Origin of the sequence: Microcoleus sp. A6-C6 (assembly GCF_036705955.1) — a bacterium.
Taxonomy (GTDB): Bacteria; Cyanobacteriota; Cyanobacteriia; order Cyanobacteriales; family Microcoleaceae; genus Microcoleus.
The window spans coordinates 1-20,949 of sequence record NZ_JAUBVR010000040.1 but is presented as its reverse complement, the minus strand read 5'-3'; the positions used below and the strand labels follow the sequence as shown (position 1 = coordinate 20,949).

The 20,949-nt window shown below is 45.6% G+C and carries 17 protein-coding genes; 9 read left to right on the top strand and 8 right to left on the bottom strand.

Going from position 1 to position 20,949, the window contains the following annotated elements; all coding sequences use genetic code 11:
* Window positions 1-330 precede the first annotated feature (330 nt).
* Together QUB52_RS17125 and QUB52_RS17120 are read right to left on the bottom strand one after the other, a co-directional pair.
* Complete coding sequence (locus QUB52_RS17125) at window positions 331-456, bottom strand: hypothetical protein (protein WP_332967970.1); 126 nt, start codon at window positions 454-456, stop codon at window positions 331-333.
* 493 nt (window positions 457-949) lie between these two features.
* Window positions 950-1,972 (bottom strand): alpha/beta fold hydrolase, encoded by a 1,023-nt coding sequence (locus QUB52_RS17120; RefSeq protein WP_332967972.1) that lies wholly within the window; start codon window positions 1,970-1,972, stop codon window positions 950-952.
* A 425-nt stretch (window positions 1,973-2,397) separates the two neighbouring features.
* On the opposite strand from QUB52_RS17120, the gene infC reads away from it, so the two are divergent.
* The 3 genes from infC to QUB52_RS17105 all read left to right on the top strand — a co-directional run bounded on the left by infC (window position 2,398) and on the right by QUB52_RS17105 (window position 6,928).
* Window positions 2,398-2,931: a translation initiation factor IF-3 gene (gene infC / locus QUB52_RS17115; protein ID WP_265239585.1), complete on the top strand. Its 534-nt coding sequence runs from the start codon at window positions 2,398-2,400 to the stop codon at window positions 2,929-2,931.
* 225 nt (window positions 2,932-3,156) lie between these two features.
* Window positions 3,157-6,219, top strand: coding sequence for a HEAT repeat domain-containing protein (locus tag QUB52_RS17110; RefSeq protein ID WP_332967973.1), 3,063 nt, complete (start codon window positions 3,157-3,159; stop codon window positions 6,217-6,219).
* 232 nt (window positions 6,220-6,451) lie between these two features.
* Window positions 6,452-6,928 carry a Crp/Fnr family transcriptional regulator gene (locus tag QUB52_RS17105; RefSeq protein ID WP_265239582.1) on the top strand — a complete coding sequence of 159 codons (477 nt, stop codon included), beginning with the start codon at window positions 6,452-6,454 and terminating at the stop codon, window positions 6,926-6,928.
* A 294-nt stretch (window positions 6,929-7,222) separates the two neighbouring features.
* On the opposite strand, the gene QUB52_RS17100 is transcribed toward QUB52_RS17105, so the two are convergent.
* Entirely contained in the window at window positions 7,223-7,567 is a 345-nt protein-coding gene (locus tag QUB52_RS17100) for a DUF4870 domain-containing protein (RefSeq protein ID WP_265239581.1), read from the bottom strand.
* Window positions 7,568-7,669: 102 nt separating this feature from the next.
* Here QUB52_RS17100 and prfC point away from each other — a divergent pair, with 102 nt between their 5' ends.
* Entirely contained in the window at window positions 7,670-9,298 is a 1,629-nt protein-coding gene (gene prfC / locus QUB52_RS17095) for a peptide chain release factor 3 (protein WP_332974083.1), read from the top strand.
* Window positions 9,299-9,462: 164 nt separating this feature from the next.
* On the opposite strand, the gene QUB52_RS17090 is transcribed toward prfC, so the two are convergent.
* The 4 genes from QUB52_RS17090 to QUB52_RS17075 form a co-directional block, all read right to left on the bottom strand.
* Window positions 9,463-9,906, bottom strand: a complete 444-nt coding sequence (locus tag QUB52_RS17090; protein WP_332967975.1) for a type II toxin-antitoxin system VapC family toxin — start codon at window positions 9,904-9,906, stop codon at window positions 9,463-9,465.
* A complete protein-coding gene (locus QUB52_RS17085) occupies window positions 9,907-10,188 on the bottom strand; it encodes a hypothetical protein (RefSeq protein WP_332967976.1) in 282 nt (93 codons plus the stop codon).
* Window positions 10,189-10,583: 395 nt separating this feature from the next.
* Entirely contained in the window at window positions 10,584-10,997 is a 414-nt protein-coding gene (locus QUB52_RS17080; RefSeq protein WP_332974082.1) for a PIN domain-containing protein, read from the bottom strand.
* Window positions 10,994-11,344, bottom strand: a complete 351-nt coding sequence (locus tag QUB52_RS17075) for a hypothetical protein (RefSeq protein ID WP_332974081.1) — start codon at window positions 11,342-11,344, stop codon at window positions 10,994-10,996. The genes QUB52_RS17080 and QUB52_RS17075 overlap by 4 nt, the downstream gene beginning before the upstream one ends.
* Window positions 11,345-11,777: 433 nt before the next feature.
* On the opposite strand from QUB52_RS17075, the gene QUB52_RS17070 reads away from it, so the two are divergent.
* A complete protein-coding gene (locus QUB52_RS17070) occupies window positions 11,778-12,695 on the top strand; it encodes a hypothetical protein (protein ID WP_332974080.1) in 918 nt (305 codons plus the stop codon).
* 37 nt (window positions 12,696-12,732) lie between these two features.
* Window positions 12,733-13,248: a hypothetical protein gene (locus QUB52_RS17065; RefSeq protein ID WP_332974078.1), complete on the top strand. Its 516-nt coding sequence runs from the start codon at window positions 12,733-12,735 to the stop codon at window positions 13,246-13,248.
* Between the two features lie 775 nt (window positions 13,249-14,023).
* Here QUB52_RS17065 and QUB52_RS17060 read toward each other — a convergent pair.
* On the bottom strand, window positions 14,024-17,245 hold the full coding sequence (locus QUB52_RS17060; protein ID WP_332974077.1) for a tetratricopeptide repeat protein: 3,222 nt from the start codon (window positions 17,243-17,245) through the stop codon (window positions 14,024-14,026).
* 199 nt (window positions 17,246-17,444) lie between these two features.
* On the opposite strand from QUB52_RS17060, the gene QUB52_RS17055 reads away from it, so the two are divergent.
* The 3 genes from QUB52_RS17055 to QUB52_RS17045 all read left to right on the top strand — a co-directional run bounded on the left by QUB52_RS17055 (window position 17,445) and on the right by QUB52_RS17045 (window position 20,874).
* Window positions 17,445-17,717 (top strand): hypothetical protein, encoded by a 273-nt coding sequence (locus QUB52_RS17055; protein WP_332969987.1) that lies wholly within the window; start codon window positions 17,445-17,447, stop codon window positions 17,715-17,717.
* Window positions 17,714-18,091, top strand: coding sequence for a clan AA aspartic protease (locus QUB52_RS17050; RefSeq protein WP_332969986.1), 378 nt, complete (start codon window positions 17,714-17,716; stop codon window positions 18,089-18,091). Before QUB52_RS17055 ends, QUB52_RS17050 begins: the two co-directional genes overlap by 4 nt.
* 341 nt (window positions 18,092-18,432) lie before the next feature.
* On the top strand, window positions 18,433-20,874 hold the full coding sequence (locus QUB52_RS17045) for a zinc metalloprotease HtpX (RefSeq protein WP_332974076.1): 2,442 nt from the start codon (window positions 18,433-18,435) through the stop codon (window positions 20,872-20,874).
* The last annotated feature ends 75 nt before the right edge of the window (window positions 20,875-20,949 follow it).

The following is a 20,949-nucleotide window of genomic DNA, read 5'->3' as shown; positions in this document are numbered from 1 at the left end:
TAGAAGATACAAGTTATAAGGTCAAATTTTACCAGAAAGAATTGGTTTAAAGCCGGAACCCTGATCGGGGAAAAATTAAAAAAAACTATTCATTACTCCAATCCTCTTCCTTTCAATTAGAGGTCGCTGTTAACTGTCAACTGTCAACTGAATGAAGGTTCTTCAAGGGAGCGGTTTTATCGCTCTTTAATATTGGCGCAGCTTGTTACGGCAAGGGTAATAATCCGCTTGACTGTTGTGTTTCGTTCTAATTTTTTATACCATACCGACAACTTAACAACCGATCTTGAAAAGAATCCAGATTTTCAAGATTTAGCTGACTTTTGATGGCTACAAAATATTAGTCTCCGACAAAGTGGCATATTTTTGGGGACAAACATTTTTGCTGACAGCTTGACAGTTAAATACAATTACATAGCGTCCCTGCTCTCTTTTTTTCTGGTTTTTTTTACTCATGAATTTTCGGCGATGATCGAAAATTAGTAGGGCGATCGCGATTTTCCTGACACTACGATCGCTAGTCGATGCTGTCAGCAGTAACCGGAGAGTTTTTTCTGTTACCTTTGCGGGCTATGCTTTGTCATTATTAACACTCTTTTTGAGTGCACGATGGACAGCCAGAGCATTGGTTGATTGACGCGGATAAAATTTTGGGCGGCAAATATAGTTAGGGCAGTTGTCAAGTTTTTGGGACAGTAAAAACAGTCGATGGGCTGCTCGATAAAACCTGTAATTTGGTTTGATGACTCGCTTTTCGACTAACTACATAACTTGTATGTATGCTACCAGTTAGAAAAGATACACTATCTTGGCGATTGTGTCAACGAGTGAGGGAAATTCTGTAATACCATACCACCGCGTGCGATCGAATTATCACAACTTTATTTTTGAGCGGGATCGATACCTGCAAGTTATTTTGGTTAATTAGCAACGCACTGCCCGTGTCTAATCAACTGCGCTGCAATTGACTCTTGCCCCTAGCTGCAAAATTCCGGCTCATCCAGTTCAAAATTGCTTGATTTACTTGTTCCGGGCATTCATCCTGGGGACAGTGGCCGGCATTGTCTAATTCCACTAGCTCTACACAATTGGGATTGCATTCGACAAATTGGTGGGGGCGGGCGAACCGAGGGGGAATCATCCGGTCTTGTTTGCCCCAAATTAACAGCATTGGGATTGTGGAATTTCGCAGCACAGTCTTGACACCGGGGCCAACTTGTGCACTTCCTACAGCTTTGAATACAGCGCAGAAGGCACGGGCGGCTCCCCGATCGCCCGCAGGCCCTGCTAGAATTTCCACTAATTCGTCGGTAATAGCTTCCGGGTTGGCGTAGGCAAAGCCAACCCAGCGGCGGACAACCGCAGGCTTGCGGACGAAAGCAAACAGAGGTCTGAGGATGAGCGGAGAAACAAACCAACTTTCTACAGCTTCGATCGCCGGTAACAGCCATCCGGGCACCGCCTCGGCTCGCACAGAGGGGTCTGGGAGGCTAATCATTACCGTACCAGCCACCATGTCCGGGTGAGCGGCGGCGGCGGCCAGACAAATCAGGGAGCCGATCGAATTTCCTGCCAATACTACGGGCTCTTTGATAAAAGTCAGCCAAAAATCATAAACTTGATCGACCCACAAAGACACATCGTAGTTGGCGGGAGCTTTTTGAGAAGCGCCAAACCCCAGCAAATCTAAGGCGTAAACTGTATGGTTTTCGGCGAGTGGGGCGAAATTTTGGCGCCAATGCCCGATCGAAGCTCCAAATCCGTGCAGTAAAATAATCGGGGTGCTTGATGTGGCGGAGGTGATTGGTTTGTCCGCAGAATCGGGAAATGCGATCGCGCCTTGATTTTGTCCCAAAGCTGGCCGTAAATAAGTGTAGCGAGTTTGCCAACCACGCCACACCCAGTCTCGTTGAGTTCCCACCCGTTGGTGCCACAGCAGAGAATTTGTCAATTTTGCCTCAGCTCGTAACATAAATTTACACTTGGTTATACCTATTCTACAAGGCAAATCAGGGGACTTGGGGGACTTGGGGCACTTGCCAGACTGGGCTATATGCGGTAATAAAAGCCGTTTTACCTCATTTTTAACGATTGACCGGGAATTTTCGACCGTTTTGTCATCAATCTGACACGGGGGCGGACGCTCGTGTGTGAAGTTAAAATAAAACTACGCAGAAACTTAGCCAGACTGAGTAGAATAACAGGTATTGTAAGAATTCATTTACGATCGTCCAAATATTCCCTAAAGCTTGAGCTGAGGGGAGAGAGGGCGCGGTAGTACGTCCGGTAAGGGCAACACCTTACAAAATAGCTCGCTCGGACAATTGAAATATTGGTCGATCGAACCTGTAACTATCAAGAAGCTTCAATATTCAACTACTGATTGTAAAACCATTCATGCCTGTGATTGAAAGAAGACAAAATCGCAACCTACCCCAGATTAACGAAAATATTCGATACCCCAAAATCCGGGTGATCGATACCGACGGCGCGCAACTAGGGATATTGACGCCCGCAGAAGCGCTGCGTCTGGCAGAAGAAAAAGAACTCGACCTCGTACTTGTCAGTGACAAAGCTGACCCGCCTGTATGTCGCGTCATGGACTACGGGAAGTACAAATTCGAGCAGGAAAAGAAAGCGCGAGAAGCAAAGCGGAAGCAACACACTGCTGACGTGAAGGAAGTGAAGATGCGCTACAAAATTGAAGAACACGACTACCAAGTGCGCCTCAAACTAGCAGACCGCTTTATCAAATCTGGGGACAAAGTAAAAGCCACGATCATGTTCAGAGGTCGGGAAATCCAACACAGTAACCTAGCAGAGGACTTGCTCAAGCGCATGGCCACAGATTTACAGGAAATCGCAGAGGTGCAGCAAGCGCCGAAAAAAGAAGGCCGCAGTATGATGATGCTGCTGTCGCCGAAAAAATAGTTATGAGTGATTAGTCATCAGTCATCAGTCATCAGTCAATATTAATAGACTGGTGACGGTAGACTAATTGCCACGCCCCAAAACGGATATAGGTTTCCGACTATAGTCGTGGAGGGTCAAAGCAAAAATTTTAGACCAAAGTTCCAGCTCCTAGATGGCATCTGTGGAGTAAATTTCAAATCTCAAATCTTAAATTTCAAATCGGGATATCTACGCATCAGAAGCATGGAAAATTTTCAAATCAGCGCTTGGGCGGGAGCAGGAAAAGGAGTGCTGCGATCGCTCAACCTGCGATCGGAAGAAGTAGAGCGAACCGTACTGATGTTCCTCGTCTACACTCTCACCTCCGTCGGGCTGATCTGGCTGGAACTCAGCACGGTAGGTCTGTTTTTAGACGAATTCGGTGCGGACAAAATGCCCTATATCTATATAGCCAGCGCCTTTATAGGTTCTGGTTTGGGATTTGTCTACTCGTGGCTGCAAAAAATCTTGCCACTGAGGCGCACCGTTGTAGTGGTTTTGGCAATGATGTCGGTACCGCTATTTTTGTTTAGATTCGGCATCGGCTATGAAAATACTAAGATAGCTGGCATCAGCATCGCTTTTATTACTATTTTTTTGATGTGGCTGTGGGTGGAAGCTTGCTATGTCCTCAATGACCTGAATACTTCCATTACTTCCAACCAACTGTTTAATATTAGAGAAATCAAGCGCACCTATCCGCTAGTCAGCAGTGGTTATCTAGTGGCTGGAGTAGTCAGCGGGTTTTCTCTGCCGGTTTTGTTGTACGTAGTCGGACTCAAAAACGTTACTCTGATATCGGGGTTAATGGTGGCGACAGGCTCGCTGTTACTGTACTACCTCACGGAAAAATACCGCCAAGCATTCCCGGAAACGGCTCACTGGACAGATGACGAGGACGAAGACGACCAACAAGAATTTACCGCCCGCAAAGTTACAGGCCCTCTGCAAAAATATGCCATACCTCTAGTCAGTTTTTTCGTCCTTGCAGAAGTCCTCTATGTGTTGGTAGATTTTCAATTCTACAGCCAGCTAGAATACCAAAACCCTTCGGACGGTGCCAATGGAGCTAGCTGGATTGCTAGCTTTTTGGGGATTTACGAAGGTATACAAGGTCTGTTTCAAGTCGCGACTCAGTGGTTTGCTTCCAGTCGCTTGGTAGAACGAATCGGTGTATTTGTGACGGCGATGATTTTGCCGGCGGGTATCGCGATCCTCGGCGTGCTGACGATAGGAGCATCTCTGGGCCAGCTAGTCTCTGTGTTCATCGGACTGATATTGCTGAGATTTCTGGACGAACTGCTGCACTACACGCTGTTGGAAACTGTGAGCCCGGTTTTATTCCAACCGATTCCTGACAATATTCGATCGGGTATTCAAACTCTAGTCAACGGTGTGGGCGAACCTCTGTCCTGCGGAGTGACAGGAGTTGGCATCCTGATTATGCTGTGGGTGACAGACAAGATACTGCCCCACCAAGACGAAAAGGACAAGCTATTTCACGACAACCAAAGTTTGATATTTATTGGCGTGATCGTACTTTTGGCTTTGGTGTGGCTGTTTGTAGTCTGGCTGATCCGCTCTCAATACGTGGGTTTGTTGGTCAAAAGTGCGGAACGAGGGCGCTTGGGCGTCACCGACGTTGACCTGAAAGCTCTCAAACGCGCAGTGGTGGAAACTCTGGAAAAGCCGGGGGGCGAAGATGAAAAGCGCTCCTGCATAGAACTGCTGACGCAAATTGACCCGAAAAATGTCGGAGAAGTTTTGGCGCCTATCCTGGAAGTTTTGCCTTCGGCTTTGCAGCGCCAGAGCTTGGAAACCATGCTGCAACATCCGAACCCGGAATATTTAGAAGCTGTCCGCGCACTGTCGGAGCAATCTTTGCCGCCGGAGGTGCTAGCTTTGGCTTTGCGCTACATCTGGCTGACGGAGGCTGAACCGAATATTGACAGCTTGCGGCCTTATTTGCAGCCGATCGTCGATCCGGTGGTACGAGGTACGGCGGCTGCTTTAATTATGAGAAGGGGCGATCGCCAGCAAAAGGCAGAAGCTACTAATACGCTGCGCCAAATGCTCACCCACAAGCTGGAACGAGAACGGGTGATGGGGACGCGGGCTCTAGGAGAGGCTGATTATTTGCAAGGACTGCGGCTGTATATTCCCAATCTGTTGCAAGATGAATCTCTGCGAGTGCGCTGTGCTCTGTTAGATGTGATTTCTTCTACTCATTCGGAAGAATATTATCCTTCGCTGCTGCGCGGACTCGGTTACAAATCGACTAGGGAAGCGGCTTTGCAGGCGATCGTCAAACTTCACAATGATGCGATTCCTTTGCTCGTCTATTTAGCTGAGGACATCCACAAGTCGGATTTGGTCAGATTGCAAGCTTGGACGGCTCTCGGTCAAATTGGGACTGTGGAGGCGATCGACATTTTAGTCAGCAATTTGATGACGGCTTGGGGAACTACCAGGCGCAACATCCTCCGCATCCTATTGAAAATGCCCTCGGAAGCGGGGATAGAAGGGGTTCTAGACCGCATTGGCCGCAGCGGATTGGAAACTCTCATCGAACAGGAGTTGATGTTTATCGGTCAAATTTATGCGGCTCTGGTAGATTTGTCTGGGGTAACAACCTACAGCAATTTCTCAGAGCGAGATGTAAATAGCCCCGCACCTGCGAAGGATAACGATACGGCTCAATTGTTGCAGCGGGCTTTGGCTGGGCTGGAAGCTGATGCTAAGGAGCGATGTTTTTTGCTGATGAAGTTTCTTTATGCGTTGGACACCGTACAAGCTGCTGCTTTCAACATTGCTTCTGGCCAACCTTCTTTGGTGGCTAGGGGATTGGAAATTCTCGACAATACTGTGGATATCGCTAAGAAGCGATCGCTGATTAATTTGTTGGATCAGCACTCAGAAACAGAGAAGTTGAGCAATCTCTCCGAATTGATGGTGTACAAACCTCTATCCCCTAGCGATCGTTTGCGCCGCTTGCTAGAATTGCGCCATTTCCTTTCGGATTGGGCCTTAGCCTGCTGCTTTCACTTGGCGAGGGAAGCGCGTTGGAGTCTTACCGCCCAACAAACTCTTGTCTGTCTGCAACACCCGACGGGCTTTGTGCGCGAAGCAGTGTTAGCCTATTTGAAAATAGCTTCGCCGCGGGCTTTGCTCGAATTGTTGCCGAGGCTGCAAAATGACCCGGATAATTTGGTATCAGCTCAAGTTGAAGAGATGATGGCAGAGTTGGGGAATAGCACAAAAAGGTAAAGTTATCATTCTGAAGGAAGAAGGAAGAGGGAAGAAGGAAGAAGGAAGAGGGAAGAAAGAAAAGGGAAGAGGGAAGAAAGAAAAGGGAAGAAGAAAGAGGGAAAAAACAAGAACAACTCCTCACTCTCCCCCTCTCCCACTCTCCCCCTCTCCCACTCTCCCCCTCTCCCACTCTCCCCCTCTCCCCTTTTTCTTCTCCTTTGAAAGTTTAAATTAATCACTGCATCGCATTATGTTAACCAGCGTCGAACGCCTATTGTTTGTCAGGGAAGTTCCCATTTTTAAGGAACTGCGGGATGATTTTCTCGTGCGTCTAGCATCGGTGATGGATGAACTTTCGTTTCCTTCTAAGCATAGGATTTTTACGGAAGGACAGGAAGGTCGATCGCTCTATATCTTGGTATCGGGTACGGTGCGGGTGCATATAGGCGATCGGGATTTGGCACAGTTGAAAGCCGGGGCTTGTTTCGGGGAAATGTCGCTGTTTGATGCGGAACCTCGATCGGCTTCTATTTCTACTCTGGAACAATCGGAGTGTTTGATGCTGACTCAAATGCAGCTCTATGATGCGATCGATGAAACGCCGGGAATTGCTGTTAATATTATTCGCTTGCTGTCGCGCCGGATTCGTGAGTTGAATATAAAGTTGAATGCTAAAGAAGCGGTTATGCCACCGACAGAGACTGCTAGAGTTGCTGAAATGCGATGAAAGTTGGGAATTGGGAATTGGGAATTGGGAATTGGGAATTGGGAATTGGGAATTGTGTTTTATTCGAGCGGCAATTAGGTAGGCACAATTTTTCTCCCGTAAAATGCGTACTGCGCCTTACGAATTGCTAAAACCGTTTCTTTTCTTCCTTACGAATTGCTAAGCTAAAACCGTTTCTTTTCTTCCTTCTTCCTTCTTTTCTCTTCCTTCTTCCTTCTTCTATCAAACAATTAAAAACCCGGTTTCTACAAGAAATCGGGTTGTTTAAATCGATGGTGAAGAGCGATTTGCTGTCTAAACTATTCGGAAAATAAAAGGGTACCGATAAGGTTGGTTAGGATCTTGCAAAACGTGGAGGATAGCCATAATTGTCAGTCCCCAGTGCAGGAGATAACCTAGCGGCACGAGGATAAAGCCTGCAAGCCCAAAAGTGACGACAGTTAACACCACAATCACGGTGCTGTACAGCCATACATTCAGGTGAAAATTGATGGCTTCTGTGGCGTTTTCTTTGACAACGGGGTCATCTGATACTAACAATACAGCGATCGGCGCTCCGATCGAGAACACTAAGGTACTGAAAAAAATTGCCCCGTGACACACCAGTGATAGCAGCTTCCGCTTGTCGGAGTCGTACATATTAGTTTTATTCCTTGACTTTACCGATAATTTTACCTTTAATAGCAACTGTAGCACAGGCTATAATGGCGATCGGGTGATGATTCCCCTACCTAATTTGTGATGACAACAGAACTCGAAACTGAACTGCTAGCTGCTGTTGAGCGCCGGCGCAACTTTGCGATTATCTCTCACCCCGACGCGGGGAAAACTACTTTGACAGAAAAGCTGCTGCTTTACGGAGGTGCGATTCACGAAGCAGGTTCTGTGAAAGCGCGGCGAGCTCAGCGACACGCTACCTCTGACTGGATGGCGATGGAACAGCAGCGGGGAATTTCGATTACTTCTACTGTGTTGCAGTTTGAGTATCAAAATTATCACATTAATCTGCTCGATACTCCGGGACACCAAGATTTTAGTGAAGATACTTATCGCACTCTGGCGGCGGCTGATAATGCGGTGATGCTTGAGGATGCTGCTAAGGGTTTGGAACCGCAAACTCGCAAGTTATTTGAAGTTTGTAAGCTGCGACGTTTGCCTATATTTACTTTCTTTAATAAGCTCGATCGCCCTAGCAGAGATCCTTTGGATTTATTGGACGAAATTGAGAAGGAATTGGGGTTGCAGACTTATGCGGTGAATTGGCCGATCGGTACGGGCGATCGCTTTAAGGGTGTTTTCGATCGCAGAGGGCGCAAAATTCACTTATTCGAGCGGACTAAACACGGTTCTCGCGCGGCTGTGGATACAGTAATTGAATTGGGCGATCCGCGGATTGAGGATTTGTTGGAACAAGACCTTTACTATCAGCTTAAAGAAGAGTTGGAACTGCTGGATGAGTTAGGAACTGAACTCGATTTAGATTTAGTTCGGGCTGGGAAAATGACTCCGGTTTTCTTTGGTAGCGCGATGAGCAATTTTGGGGTTGAACTGTTTTTAGATGCGTTTTTAGATTACGCGATGAAGCCGATCGCCCGCAACAGCAGCGTCGGGGAACTTCCGCCAACTTATGAAGATTTTACCGGGTTTGTGTTTAAGTTGCAAGCGAATATGGACCCGCGACATCGCGATCGCGTGGCGTTTATTCGGGTTTGTACGGGTAAGTTTGAAAAGGATATGAACGTGACTCACGCTCGGACTGGTAAAACGGTGCGTTTGTCAAGGCCTCAAAAGTTATTTGCTCAGGATCGGGAGTCGATCGAGGTTGCGTATCCGGGTGATGTGATTGGTTTGAACAATCCGGGGGTTTTTGCGATCGGGGATACTATTTACACTGGTCAAAAGCTGGAATATGAAGGGATTCCCTGTTTTTCGCCGGAACTTTTTGCTGTTTTGAGAAATCCGAATCCTTCTAAGTTTAAGCAGTTCCGCAAAGGTGTTTCGGAGTTGCAGGAAGAGGGCGCTGTGCAAATTATGTATTCGGTGGATGAGTCGAAACGGGATCCGATTTTGGCGGCTGTGGGACAGTTGCAATTTGAGGTTGTGCAGTTCCGAATGCAGTCGGAATATAATGTGGAAACTGCGATCGAAATGTTGCCTTATAGTGTAGCTCGTTGGGTTGATGGCGGTTGGGATGCGCTGGCTAAGGTTGGGCGGTTGTTTAATACTGTGACGGTGAAGGATAGTTGGGGGCGGCCGGTTTTGTTGTTTAGGAATGACTGGAATTGCCGTCAGGTGGAAGGTGAGCATCCTGTTTTGAAGCTAAATGCGATCGCGCCTGTGGTTTCTGGTTTGGCCGTTAGCGCGGAGTAGGGAAACCCTACACCGGGCGAATGGAATTCGCGGCGACACAAACAAAACCCGCCTCCGCGGGTTGAAGAAAACACGATAGTTGAAATTCCGTTGAAATTACGTTATTTTCTTTAGTCCGCGCACCATCCGGACATCGTTTGTGTAGACGCGGTTTCAACCGCCGTCTACATCTTTAAAGTTGGGGGATTAACAGCCGTAATTTCTGAATAACGAGCAAAGTCAGTAATATTAAAAGTTAGGATATGGGTTAAACCATGAACGATCATAGCCGCAACTAGCCGCGCATCATGAACGTTGACACCTATAACCTTATATGTGATCACCAGTCGCTCCCATTCTTGGTAAATTGCTTCTGTATCCAACAAAAGAGGAAAAATCTGTTTTAAGCGATTAATTTCTGCCTCTGCTTCTGTTGCAGTACGTCCTAATCCATTTCTCTGGATTGGGCGGGTGCAGACGTTCCAAAACTCTATCAAATTTTGGGGTACGATATAAAGTTGTTCCCCGCGATTACGCAAAGTAATGATGGCATTGACAGCATCAGGATTCATTGGGTGTGTGCTATCGACGCTACGCAGCAGTATGTTTGTATCGAGGAGGAATGGCATTTAACCTCTGTCTCCATAAATGCTCTCTCGGCTAATAGCTTCATCTGAAAGATTGGGGAGGTTTAGGCTACGATGACTGTCAACCCATTCTTGAAATGCTATTAACCATTCTGTTGTAGTAGCTGTTTCGTAAAATGGAGGTTGTTGAGATTCTATTAGCCGTTTGAGCATCGCATCTAGTAAGGGTTTAATCTGATCCGGCGTGCGACTGGTGATTTTTGCCAAAACCTGAGTAATAGTCTGTATGTCTTGTTGGTGATCTTGTTGAAGATTGTTCAGCATAATTATCCTTGAGTGCAAGTTTTCGGCTGATGATAGCGGGTTCGATCGCACTTGTTGAATTGATTCTCATATTATAACTATCCAATCCCGCATCAAAACAAATAAGACCGGGCGAGTGCGATCGGCTGATGGTACACCGCCGGGAAGGTAAGCTGAGAGGTTGAGTCCTTCTGAGCAAATTTAGGACTTACGCGCGGGTGGCCAGAAACCGGGTTTTTTCGAGAATACTCGTTGTGATTGGCAGATTTGGGGGAAATACCGGGTTTCTTTGTCGCAGTGCGTCCAGGATTGCGCGCGTGGCCAGAAACCGGGTTTTTTCCAGAATACTTCGTTGTGATTCGCAGATTTGGTAAAAAACCCGGTTTCTTTGTCGGAGTGCGTAAATCCTGCTAATATTATTCCAAACGTTTTAATAACTCTCTAGGTGATAGAATTGATAAGGTAGCACCGACGAAATCTTCTGCATCGCGGGTGACGATCGCCTCCAGGTTATCTGACAGCGCACAAGCTAACTGTACGGCATCCTCAAAATCGGTTAAATTAGATGCAAATGCTATTTCCAAAACCTCGCGATCGACGGCTGAGACTTTCATTAATGCTAGTGTTTCAGAAATAGCTTGCCTAGCGCGATCGAGGCTGCGAGTTTGTCTTCTGACAATGTAGAAGATATTTGTTAAGGTTGTTGCTGTTACATATCCATCTATTTCCTCATTTTCAATCGCCTCAAATAAAGCATCAGCATCCTCTACAAATGGTTCTCGCTCTAGCAAACTATCGAGGATAATATTGGTGTCTACTAATACCTTCATTTTAGGTACTTCTCCACCAAACGTTCTTCTAACATGAGTGCAACTTCTGCATCTGTAGGCGGTGGCATATCTGTTTTGGCTAGTCCTCTGAGTCGCTTGGCTGCACCTTGGCGATCGGGGTGCAATCTAATTTTAACTTCGGTATTTGTTAGCGGTAGTGCATCAGTTTTTGCTAGCCCCGTCATGGGTTCCACGAAGTTATCTGGTAAAGATTGTGGGGGTTTTAGTTCCCGTCTGATGGACTCAACAATCGCATTGACTAGAGCTAATCTGTCGGTAACTGATAGTTTGTGCGCTTCTCGGCTTAAGGGTAGCCAAGGTATTTGCGGTATTTGGGATTCGTTCATATTTTTGATATTTTGATATTTTATGGGGATATTTTAGCAAATTTAGGACTGACGCGCGGGTGGCCAGAAACCGGGTTTTTCCCTTGAATATTTGGTGGTGATTCGCAAATTTGGGAAAAAACCCGGTTTCTTTGTCGGAGTGCGTTAAGTCTGGCGCGGGTGGCCAGAAACCGGGTTTTTATGTGGGGCCAGTAGTTTGTGTGACGACTCGTTATCCTTATTGTGTGTTGAATTTGGAGTGATTAGTCTGTGAGACTGATGTGTGGCGCTAGACAAACGAAGTCCGCACAGGCGGACTTTCTGTTTTTAAGTCTTGGAGGAGGTACGGGAAGTGCGATCAGTCTTTGATGCACTATTCGTGTGGTTGTGATAGAATGCAAGTAAACTAACTTTGATTAGTGCAAGTCAGCCAACTGCTGCGAGGTTAAATGCTATGACACAGTTTGTTTTGGATAGATTTGAAGCTTTCAGCTCTAGTTTTAAAAGCGAAATAGAGGAAGCTCGGCAAAAGTTTGAAGCGGAATTTGTTACTTCTGAATTTTACACTTTAAATTTGAAAGTTTATATCAAAATAGATGAAATAAATCGTTTAGTAGATGAAGGTTTCAATTCTAAAGATCCATTTCTGATTTCAAAGAAGTTTCAAGAAGCGCATGAACTCCTACTTGATATAGCCAACAATTATCAAAAAGTTGATTCAGATGAAAAAGTAAACAATATAATCAAAGATTTTAGCAATGAATTAAAGGCTCTTCAAATGTCTTTTGAGGCTTTTAACTTGATGATTTTAGGTGGGAATAAAACTACAAAAGATCCCATAGATAGGTACGTACATTATATTAGAGCATATCAGCTATTTCGAGAAGTTGCTACTAATTATTGGGATCATATTCCGCTTGAGGCTCGAAAATTTATTGCAGATATTGCTTACTTTTTAGTAAAAAGTTTATTGATTCCTCATAGGAAAATTCTCAAATCTGAAGCATCTTCACTTCTTTCCGTATTTGAACAAGATCAAGACCTTCAAATACTTAAGAAAAAGCAACTAGAAAATCTTTCTATTTCTGTAGAGGAAAGTTCCAAATTAAATTCCTTAGAGGAGATAAGTAACTACCTACCCGGAGTAGAAGGGGTGGTAAATAAAGCTGTGGAGCAAACTAGGAAGTGGATGGAATTGGGTATAGATATTAGCGACCCGTGTGTGGTAACACCTTTAGAAGAGATGGCAGACAACTATCCAGAAATTGCTGAATACTGCAACGATCTTTTAATAGAAATGGTGAAAGAACAAATGAATCAAATCAAAAATTCCTCGCCTGACATAAATAAGGAAATGTTAGATGAGTTTTGATGATAATATTTTAAGGAAAAAGTATGATTAAGTATTTATGACTTGGAAAGAATTTTTAGCTGAAGGAGATTATGCTGTAACACTTATTCGCAATGGACTGAGGAAACGGGGAATTAATGCAGGAGAGTCTTTTGTTACTCAGTTTAATACTGACGAAGATATTCCTGTGTATGATGATTTAGGCAAGAAAATTTTTTGGATATCTGTAAAAACAGTGTTTCACCGTATTACAGATCCGATTCGACAAATACCGCCCGGTTATAAAGGTTGGATGTGCGGTGAAGTAGAAAGTAAACAATGGGTAAACTCGCCAGCAGTAGTTATCTGGTACTGTCGAAATACCAAAACAGCTTGGGGAGCAATAACGCCAACACGTCCCAGTACAAAGTGGATTATTTATCCAGATAGGTATGGTACAAAAATAGACAAACGCAAAACAGCAGCGACAGGTGAAACTCATTATATTTACCCTTCTTATTGTGTGCCAACTTCTGAAATAATTAGTAAAGATGAAGTTATCAATTATATTCAGCAGTTATCCATATCATGTTAATTCACAATGATACAAAATTCGCAGATTTGGGAAAAAACCCGGTTTCTTTGTCGGAGTGGGTAAGTTTTGCATGGGTGGCCAGAAACCGGGTTTTTATGACAATGTTGGTGGTGATTCGCAGATTTTGGAAAAAACCCGGTTTCTTTGTCGGAGTGCGTAAGTCGTGCATGGGTGGCCAGAAACCGGGTTTTTTCGAGAATACTTCGTTGTGATTCGCAGATTTGGGGAAAAACCCGGTTTCTTTGTCGGAGTGGGTAAGTCTGGCGCGGGTGGCCAGAAACCGGGTTTGTATGACAATATTGGTGGTGATTCGCAGATTTGGGAAAAAACCCGGTTTCTTTGTCGGAGTGGGTAAGTTTTGTTAGTGATTAAGCAATATTGTAGGGGCCCGTGAGCCAACAATATCGGCCAATAATTGACAATCTTAAAAACCCGCCCCCTCTCAACGCAAATACCAATAAACATTTTATGCGATCGGGGTTGGTTGGTTGGGTGGGGGCGGGTTTATGAATATTTGCGATGTGAATCTTCGATTGTTGGTGAACCCGCCCCTACAGGAATTGCGATCGATATAACACGATATTACATCAAGTATTTTCACCCAAATTATCGTTCATGTTTTTGATATTTTGATATTTTCTGGGTCTATTTTAGCAAATTTAGGACTTACGCAGGGGTGGCCAGAAACCGGGTTTTTCCCTTGAATACTTGGTGGTGATTCGCAGATTTGGGAAAAAACCCGGTTTCTTTGTCTGATTCACTCTTTCCCATCAAGCTAACTGCTGGCAGTATCCTCACCCAAATTATCGAGAAATTCTTGCAGCACATCACGGTTATTGCGAAGGCGATCGTTGTTAGGAGCAATGCCTAACGAGCGATTAAATATTTCCAGTGCCTGTTGCCAATTCTTGAGTGCTTCCTGTTTCTCAGATAAGTTTGATTGCAAATTACCCAGAGCGATCAGCGCAATCCCTTTGTTGTTGAGAGCTAAGATATAATCCGCTGCAATTCCTAAAGCAGAATCATAGGCAGCGATCGCCTCTGAGTAAGAAAGTTTTGCCGCCTCAAAATCAGTGAGCTGTGCGTGCAAATCACCCAGATTTTTCATTGCAACCCCTTTGTTGTTGAGAGCATAGTTATAACGCGGTGAAATTCCTAAAACAGAATCAAAGGCAGCGATCGCATCAAAGTAAGATAGTTTTGCCCTCCCAAACTCACTTAGCCCTGCCTGTAAATCACCCAGAGCTCGCAGCGCAATCCCTTTGTTGTTAAAAAATCTGTGATCCGGTGCAATGTTGAAAGCTAAATTGTAGACAAGGATAGCCTCTGAAAAAGAAAGTTTTGCCGCCTCAAATTCATGTAGCTGTGAGTGTAACTCACCCAGACTTTGCAGCGCGAACCCTTTGTTGTTGAGAGCACTGATATTATCCGGTGCAATGTTTAAAGCTGAATTGCAGGCAGCGATCGCCTCAGAGTAAGATAGTTTTGCACCCTCCAACTCACTTAGCTGTGCTTGTAACTCACCCAGTCTTAGCAGCGCAAGCCCTTTGTTGTTAAAAAATCTGTTGTCATTCGGTGCAATTTGTAAAGCATAATTATAGGCAGCGATCGCCTCTGTGAAAGAAAGTTTTGCAGATTCAAACTCAGTTAGCTTTGCCTGCAAATCACCCAGACTTGCCAGCGCACCCCCTTTGGTGTTGAGAGCATAGTTAGAATCGGGTGCAATTCGTAAAGCAGAATTCAAGGCAGCAATCGCCTCTGAAAAAGAAAGTTTGGCAGCCTCAAATTCACTTAGCTGGGTTTGTAACTCGCCCAGACTTGTCAGCGCATTCCCTTTGTTGTTCAGAGCTGAGATATCATCCGATATAATTTTTAAAGCAGAATCAAAGGCAGCAATCGCATCAAAGTAAGATAGTTTGGCTGCCTCAAAATCAGTTAACCCTGCCTGTAAATTACCCAGACTTTGTAGCGCATTCCCTTTGTTGTTGAGAGCTGAGTTATCATCCGGTGCAATTTGTAAAGCTGAATTGCAGGCAGCGATCGCCTCAGAGTAAGATAGTTTTGCCGCCTCAAATTCACTTAGCTCTGCCTGTAACTCACCCAAACATTTTAGCGCTATCCCTTTGTTGTTGATCGTAGCTTTATTATCGGGAGCTAGGATGAGTTGGCCATCGTAAGCTTCAATTGCCTCTAAATATTCCTGTTTTGCCTCTGCGCGTCGAGCCAACTGAACATAATAATTTCCCTCTGATTCTGAAATGATACCAAGCCAAAAATCGCTTTTTATCCACAACACACTCCTAACTTCCAGCAGCGACTCACATTCCCCATAACGACTCTTGTTCAAAGCTCCATTAAACACCTCTACCCATTCCTTCACACCCCGCTCCCAATCCAAGCGATTAGCATGATAAATCGCCTCAGCCTTATTCCCCAATTCCCGATAATGCCCCTCTAAAACTCCATGAGCCCTGCGAGTTTTCTCATTATCCCTATCCGCATCCAAGCGCCGCAATAAATCGTGAATCCGATACCAATTATCCCCCCATTTTTCCGATTTCCACACAAACGAAAAACTCGTCAAAATCTCAAAATTTGCACTGCTAGCCTGGAAGTGACAACCTGCTCCCAATCTCATGTACAAATCCTCATCAAAAGCGCGACAAGCACTCAAAGAATGCACAGCCGATCGCACTTCGCGATCCACATACATCAACAAACGATCCGTCAACTCCGCCGTCTTATGTTCCAACTTCGGAATCCGCGCAAAATCCGACGACAGCAACTCAATCCCCCTGCGCCTTTCAGCCAACACCACATCCGCGCACAAACCCAAATAAAACGGATGCACCTGCAAATTCTCCCAACTCTCATCAGGATTAACGCTGGCATATTTAATCACAGCATCCGCCAAATCCGGCAGATCAATCTCCACTTTATGCAAATAGTCCTTAGCATCAGCCGGAGACAAATGCCAAACCAATTGTGCATCGATATAATGTTCAGGAATTGGAAACCTCGACGCAGTGGGCCACCGCAATTGTGCCACTGGGGAATCACGCCCCGCCACAGCAACCACAATCCCCAATTTGTAATCCAATGCCCTCAGCAACCGCCGAAACCACTCATCTTGATACCAAAACTTTTCACCCTGGGAATTCCGTTTCTCATCCCACAACTTCTCGTGGGTATCAAACAGCATCACCAGGCGATCTGGTTTATGTTTCCCAGCCATTGCCGCATTCAAATCAGCCGCAAACAATTTCGGCAAACAGTCGATTAACTCAATATCAATATCTTTACGGCGAATTTCATCTGCTTTTTCATCGCTGACACCAAGGCGCGTTTGAATTAATTTCATCGTGCGCTTAATGCCGCCGAATTTATCAATCAATTTCAGCCCCGCTGCAACTTGCGACACCACGGGAAATCCGGCAAAGGTTTCCACTACAGGTGTCAAAAAGTCAATCAAATCGTTGGGGAAAAGTTGATTGAGAGTTGCGTCAGACTCGCCCTTGTTGAGCAAATACCAAAAGCAAGCAAAATCATAATTAGGAAATTTAAATTTATATTTCTTGGCTGATTCTGCCAGATTGCGCCGCAGCATCAGCAAACCGTAAAATCTATCTTGCGGTTTATCTTCCTTAATCGGTATCAAGCCGAAGTCGTGCCGCACTACGGGTATGGGAGTGTAGGTTTTGGGTTTTGCGTAGCGGACAAAATCGGCAACTTGGGCGGCTTTTGCTTCTGGGATTTCCCGCAATTCTTGCCACACCTGCGGGGGGAATTTTTTGCAGCAGTGAAACTGCAAGTGTTTTAACAGCAAGGATTTGCCGTTTCCTCCATCTCCGTAAAAATACAAAATTTGTTCGCGGGGCTGGTCTTCGTTTAAATAAAAGGCAAATCGGCGCGTAAATTCGTGTCTGTCGGTGAAAAGTTGCAGTTTGCGATCGTCTGCGATCGATTGGCTTTCAAAGTCTTCGTCGTCAATGGGCATATTTGTTGGGGTTTGGTGGTGGTTTATGGATTAATCTGCTAATGTCATTGCGAACCCTTAGTGCGATCGCTAATCTTGTAGGGTGCGTTAATGAAATGTAACGCACCTTATTGTTGTTTGGACGTATACAATATTTAGACTTGCTTGTCTGTCGATTATAATGTCTAAGGACGTAGCGGTTTAAAGAGGAATCACAATTATGGCAGTCCGTCAGCCTCGCTATAGTAAAGAAGAATTCGCTCAACGTGGCGATCTCATCTATCAAACCCAAATACGTCCACAAGTTGAAGCAGGTAATCACGGAAAGATTGTGGCGATCGACCTCGAATCAGGAGACTTTGAAGTTGATGCGCGTGAAATAGCTGCTTGCGATCGCCTTGAAACTCGCCACCCAGACGCTCAAATCTGGATTGTGCGTATTGGCTCTCGACACGTTCGTCGATTTGGTGGACGAACCAAGAGATTAGTATGATCGCAGGAGTCGTTAATGGTGATTTTGAAGCAATTATCACGCTTTCGATATCTGATTCTGAGGGTAAAGTTTACAATCAAGAGGCAATTATCGATACGGGTTTTAATGGTTGGCTTTCATTACCACCAGACCTAATTGCTCGATTAAATCTGAAATGGAAAAGACGAGGACGAGCTATTCTTGGTGATGGTAGCGAATGCGTTTTTAATGTCTATGAAGCAGTTTTGGTTTGGGATGGAGATTATATAACTATCCCAATCGATGAAGCTGATTCAGAACCTCTTGTTGGAATGTCATTGATGGAAGGCTTTCAACTTATGGTTCAAGTTTTTGAAGGAGGGCACGTTGAAATATGCAAAGTAAAGACAGTCTAACAATGCGTTGGAGCCGACCTCTAAAGTGCGATCTTGCTAGAAAGCAAAGTTTGAGATCATAGATAAAGGAGTAGGGTGCGTCAGACGGCAAAACCTAATTGTTTTGCATACACCAATTCTGACGCACCTTATGCCAGTTGCAAAAAGTAATCCTACAAATTAAGTGTTGTTTGTTTTGCGAGTCCTGTTTTCCCGGTGCGTCGCTATGAAATTCTCGATCGCATCCAGGGATTTTTCGCGAGGCGACGCACCGTACGACTCATTTTTATGAGAAAGGCTATAGTTGCCGAATTGCCTTTGGGTGAGGTTATCTTAGACAAGACACAAGCGCAATCACAGTTATGGCATCTCCAAACAATCAAAATTCGGCGGATTCATCTCTGAAACAGTCTCTAGAGGCTGGGTTAGCGGCTTTGAAACAAAAAGATTACCAAAGCGCGATCGCCCTTTTAGAATCCGTCAGCCAAACCGCAGCAAATCAACCGCCCGGAATCCGCGCCCAAATGGGGTTAGTGGCGGCGTACAAAGCAACCGGAAATCTCCAAAGCGCGATCGCCCTGTGCACATCCCTCACCAAAATCCCCAACACCCAAATCAAAACCTGGGCCGATCGCACTTTAACCGAATTAACCCCACCTCGCCCCCCAAAACCCCCGGAAACTCCCCCAAAAACAGGCTTTGTCGCCTTCAATTCAGCAACGGAATCAGCGAAAAAAATGGTTAAGGGCGATGGCTTACGCCCCGCTACGCTACGACCAACCGCAGACCAAAAAACCGGATTTTCACCCTTAGAGCCGACTGCCACGCCAGGAAACACCAAATCGCCACATATTTCACCGCCACCTCCACCCCCCAAACCGGCAATATCCACAGAAACCACACCCGATACAGAAACTAGCGACGAAAATAGTCCCGGTTCCCCAACAGATACTTACCAACTAACTTGGCGCGAAGCAGCGCGCACCGCGAAAAACCCGCGTCCCCTCAAACCGCTGAAGTTGCTGGAGTTTCGGATCGAAGCTTTTGCAAGTGCGATCGCCCTATTTTTCCTAGCCCGATTTGTCCTACAATTCCTGCTGACAAACACTAATTCTCTATTAGTTCAGCTTTTCATATTTACTAGATTGCCAATTTTCCAGCCGATTCAGCTTTTTTACCGCGATCCAACTCCCTTCCTCCAGTTTGTTTTCGGATTGCTTTTGGCCTCCTCTCCCTGGCTGACAGACGCGCTGCTGAAACTATTTTGCGGCATCGAAACCCTGCGCGGATCAGTTTTATCCAAACACAGCAAGGAAGCTAGCCGCGTACTGCGAAGTTTTTGTACCAAGCAAAATATGCCGGTACCGGTGCTGAAACTATTACCAGTAAATGTTCCTGTGGCTTTCAGTTACGGCTGTTTGCCCCGTTTTGCTCGGATTGCTGTCAGTCAAGGGCTGTTAGATCAATTGACGGATGATGAAATTGCTACTATTTTCGCGCGGGAATTAGCCCATATTTCTCACTGGGATTTTGCGCCGATGTCGCTGGCGATGTTGGTGATTCAGATTCCTTACCTTATATATTGGCAGACTGCTTACTGGGGCGAGCGGTTGTGTGATTTAATGACGATCGACTTTTTGCGTTCTGCTGTCAGATTTATAACCGCTGCAATTTCTGCTATTAGTTACGGGATTTATAAGTTGTTGCGCTGGCCGATGTTGTGGTTGTCGCGCCGTAGAGTGTATTTTAGCGATCGAACTTCAGCAGAAATTACCGGCAATCCCAACGGTTTGACGCGGGCTATCGCTAAAATTGCGATTGGGATTGCTGCAAATATTGAACAGCAAAAACAAACAAGCTTTTTCCTCGAAAGTTTCGATTTATTGTTACCCGTCGGCGTCGCACAAGCTGTAACCCTTGGTGGTGCTGCATTACGCGCGCCACTAGCACAAATTTTGCTGTGGGATGTCACCAATCCTCACCGCACTTGGTTGACAATTAACAGCGCGCATCCTTTGCTGGGAGAGCGTTTCAAGCTATTGGAACTCTACGCTCAATTCTGGAAACTGGAGACTGAGTTGGATTTGGCGAGTCTGTCGCCGGAACAACCCAAGAAAGCAAAATTGTCTCTTAAATCAATACTCGAATTTAAAGACTCAACACTATTTTTACAGGGTGCGCCGTTTTTTGGGATTCCGATGGGTTTGGGGATTGTCGGGCTGCTGTGGATGGTTGGCTGGCTGTTTTCCAAGACGAGTATTTGGCAACTCGATTGGCTTTTGGGCGATCGATCGATCTTTTGGGGCTGTTTGCCGATCGGATTTTGTCTCGGTACTTTGATCCGGATTAACTATTTTTTCCCCGACATTACGCCACAAGAAACCACTTCACCGAGTTTACCGGAGATTTTGTCAAATTCTGAGACTTGGCCCGTCGATGCTCAACCTGTGCAGCTTTCCGGGCAACTTTTGGGTAGGGCTGGTATTGAGAATTGGCTGGGACAAGATTTGATCTTGCAAACGGCGACGGGTTTGGTGAGGTTGCACTATGTTTCGAGGATTGGCCCGATCGGTTCTTTATACCCATTTTTGATCAAACAGACGACTCGCCCGATCGATTTGATCGGAAAACCCGTTGTGGCGACTGGTTGGCTGCGCCGAGGTGCTACTGTGGCGATCGACCTGGAAACTCTTCGCAGTCAAGAAGGGAAAGTCAGTGATAGCGGACATCCGATTTGGTCTGCGATTTTGGCTTTTGCTGCTGCTGTTTGGGGCGCATACATCATTATCCAGGGCGGAAGATGAGAGGGGGAGATGGGGAGATGGGGAGATGGGGAGATGGGGAGATGGGGAGAGGGGGAGATGGGGAGAGGGGGAGAT

What these genes read in the sequence shown, in the direction of transcription:
- QUB52_RS17070 (WP_332974080.1), top strand. Translation starts at nt 11,778, where the DNA reads ATGACACAGTTTGTTTTGGATAGATTTGAAGCTTTCAGCTCTAGTTTT.
- QUB52_RS17075 (WP_332974081.1), bottom strand. Translation starts at nt 11,344, where the DNA reads ATGAACGAATCCCAAATACCGCAAATACCTTGGCTACCCTTAAGCCGA.
- QUB52_RS17085 (WP_332967976.1), bottom strand. Translation starts at nt 10,188, where the DNA reads ATGCTGAACAATCTTCAACAAGATCACCAACAAGACATACAGACTATT.
- infC (WP_265239585.1), top strand. Translation starts at nt 2,398, where the DNA reads ATGCCTGTGATTGAAAGAAGACAAAATCGCAACCTACCCCAGATTAAC.
- QUB52_RS17045 (WP_332974076.1), top strand. Translation starts at nt 18,433, where the DNA reads ATGGCATCTCCAAACAATCAAAATTCGGCGGATTCATCTCTGAAACAG.
- QUB52_RS17065 (WP_332974078.1), top strand. Translation starts at nt 12,733, where the DNA reads ATGACTTGGAAAGAATTTTTAGCTGAAGGAGATTATGCTGTAACACTT.
- QUB52_RS17110 (WP_332967973.1), top strand. Translation starts at nt 3,157, where the DNA reads ATGGAAAATTTTCAAATCAGCGCTTGGGCGGGAGCAGGAAAAGGAGTG.
- QUB52_RS17090 (WP_332967975.1), bottom strand. Translation starts at nt 9,906, where the DNA reads ATGCCATTCCTCCTCGATACAAACATACTGCTGCGTAGCGTCGATAGC.
- QUB52_RS17055 (WP_332969987.1), top strand. Translation starts at nt 17,445, where the DNA reads ATGGCAGTCCGTCAGCCTCGCTATAGTAAAGAAGAATTCGCTCAACGT.
- QUB52_RS17125 (WP_332967970.1), bottom strand. Translation starts at nt 456, where the DNA reads ATGAGTAAAAAAAACCAGAAAAAAAGAGAGCAGGGACGCTATGTAATT.
- QUB52_RS17060 (WP_332974077.1), bottom strand. Translation starts at nt 17,245, where the DNA reads ATGCCCATTGACGACGAAGACTTTGAAAGCCAATCGATCGCAGACGAT.
- QUB52_RS17105 (WP_265239582.1), top strand. Translation starts at nt 6,452, where the DNA reads ATGTTAACCAGCGTCGAACGCCTATTGTTTGTCAGGGAAGTTCCCATT.
- QUB52_RS17050 (WP_332969986.1), top strand. Translation starts at nt 17,714, where the DNA reads ATGATCGCAGGAGTCGTTAATGGTGATTTTGAAGCAATTATCACGCTT.
- QUB52_RS17080 (WP_332974082.1), bottom strand. Translation starts at nt 10,997, where the DNA reads ATGAAGGTATTAGTAGACACCAATATTATCCTCGATAGTTTGCTAGAG.
- QUB52_RS17120 (WP_332967972.1), bottom strand. Translation starts at nt 1,972, where the DNA reads ATGTTACGAGCTGAGGCAAAATTGACAAATTCTCTGCTGTGGCACCAA.
- prfC (WP_332974083.1), top strand. Translation starts at nt 7,670, where the DNA reads ATGACAACAGAACTCGAAACTGAACTGCTAGCTGCTGTTGAGCGCCGG.
- QUB52_RS17100 (WP_265239581.1), bottom strand. Translation starts at nt 7,567, where the DNA reads ATGTACGACTCCGACAAGCGGAAGCTGCTATCACTGGTGTGTCACGGG.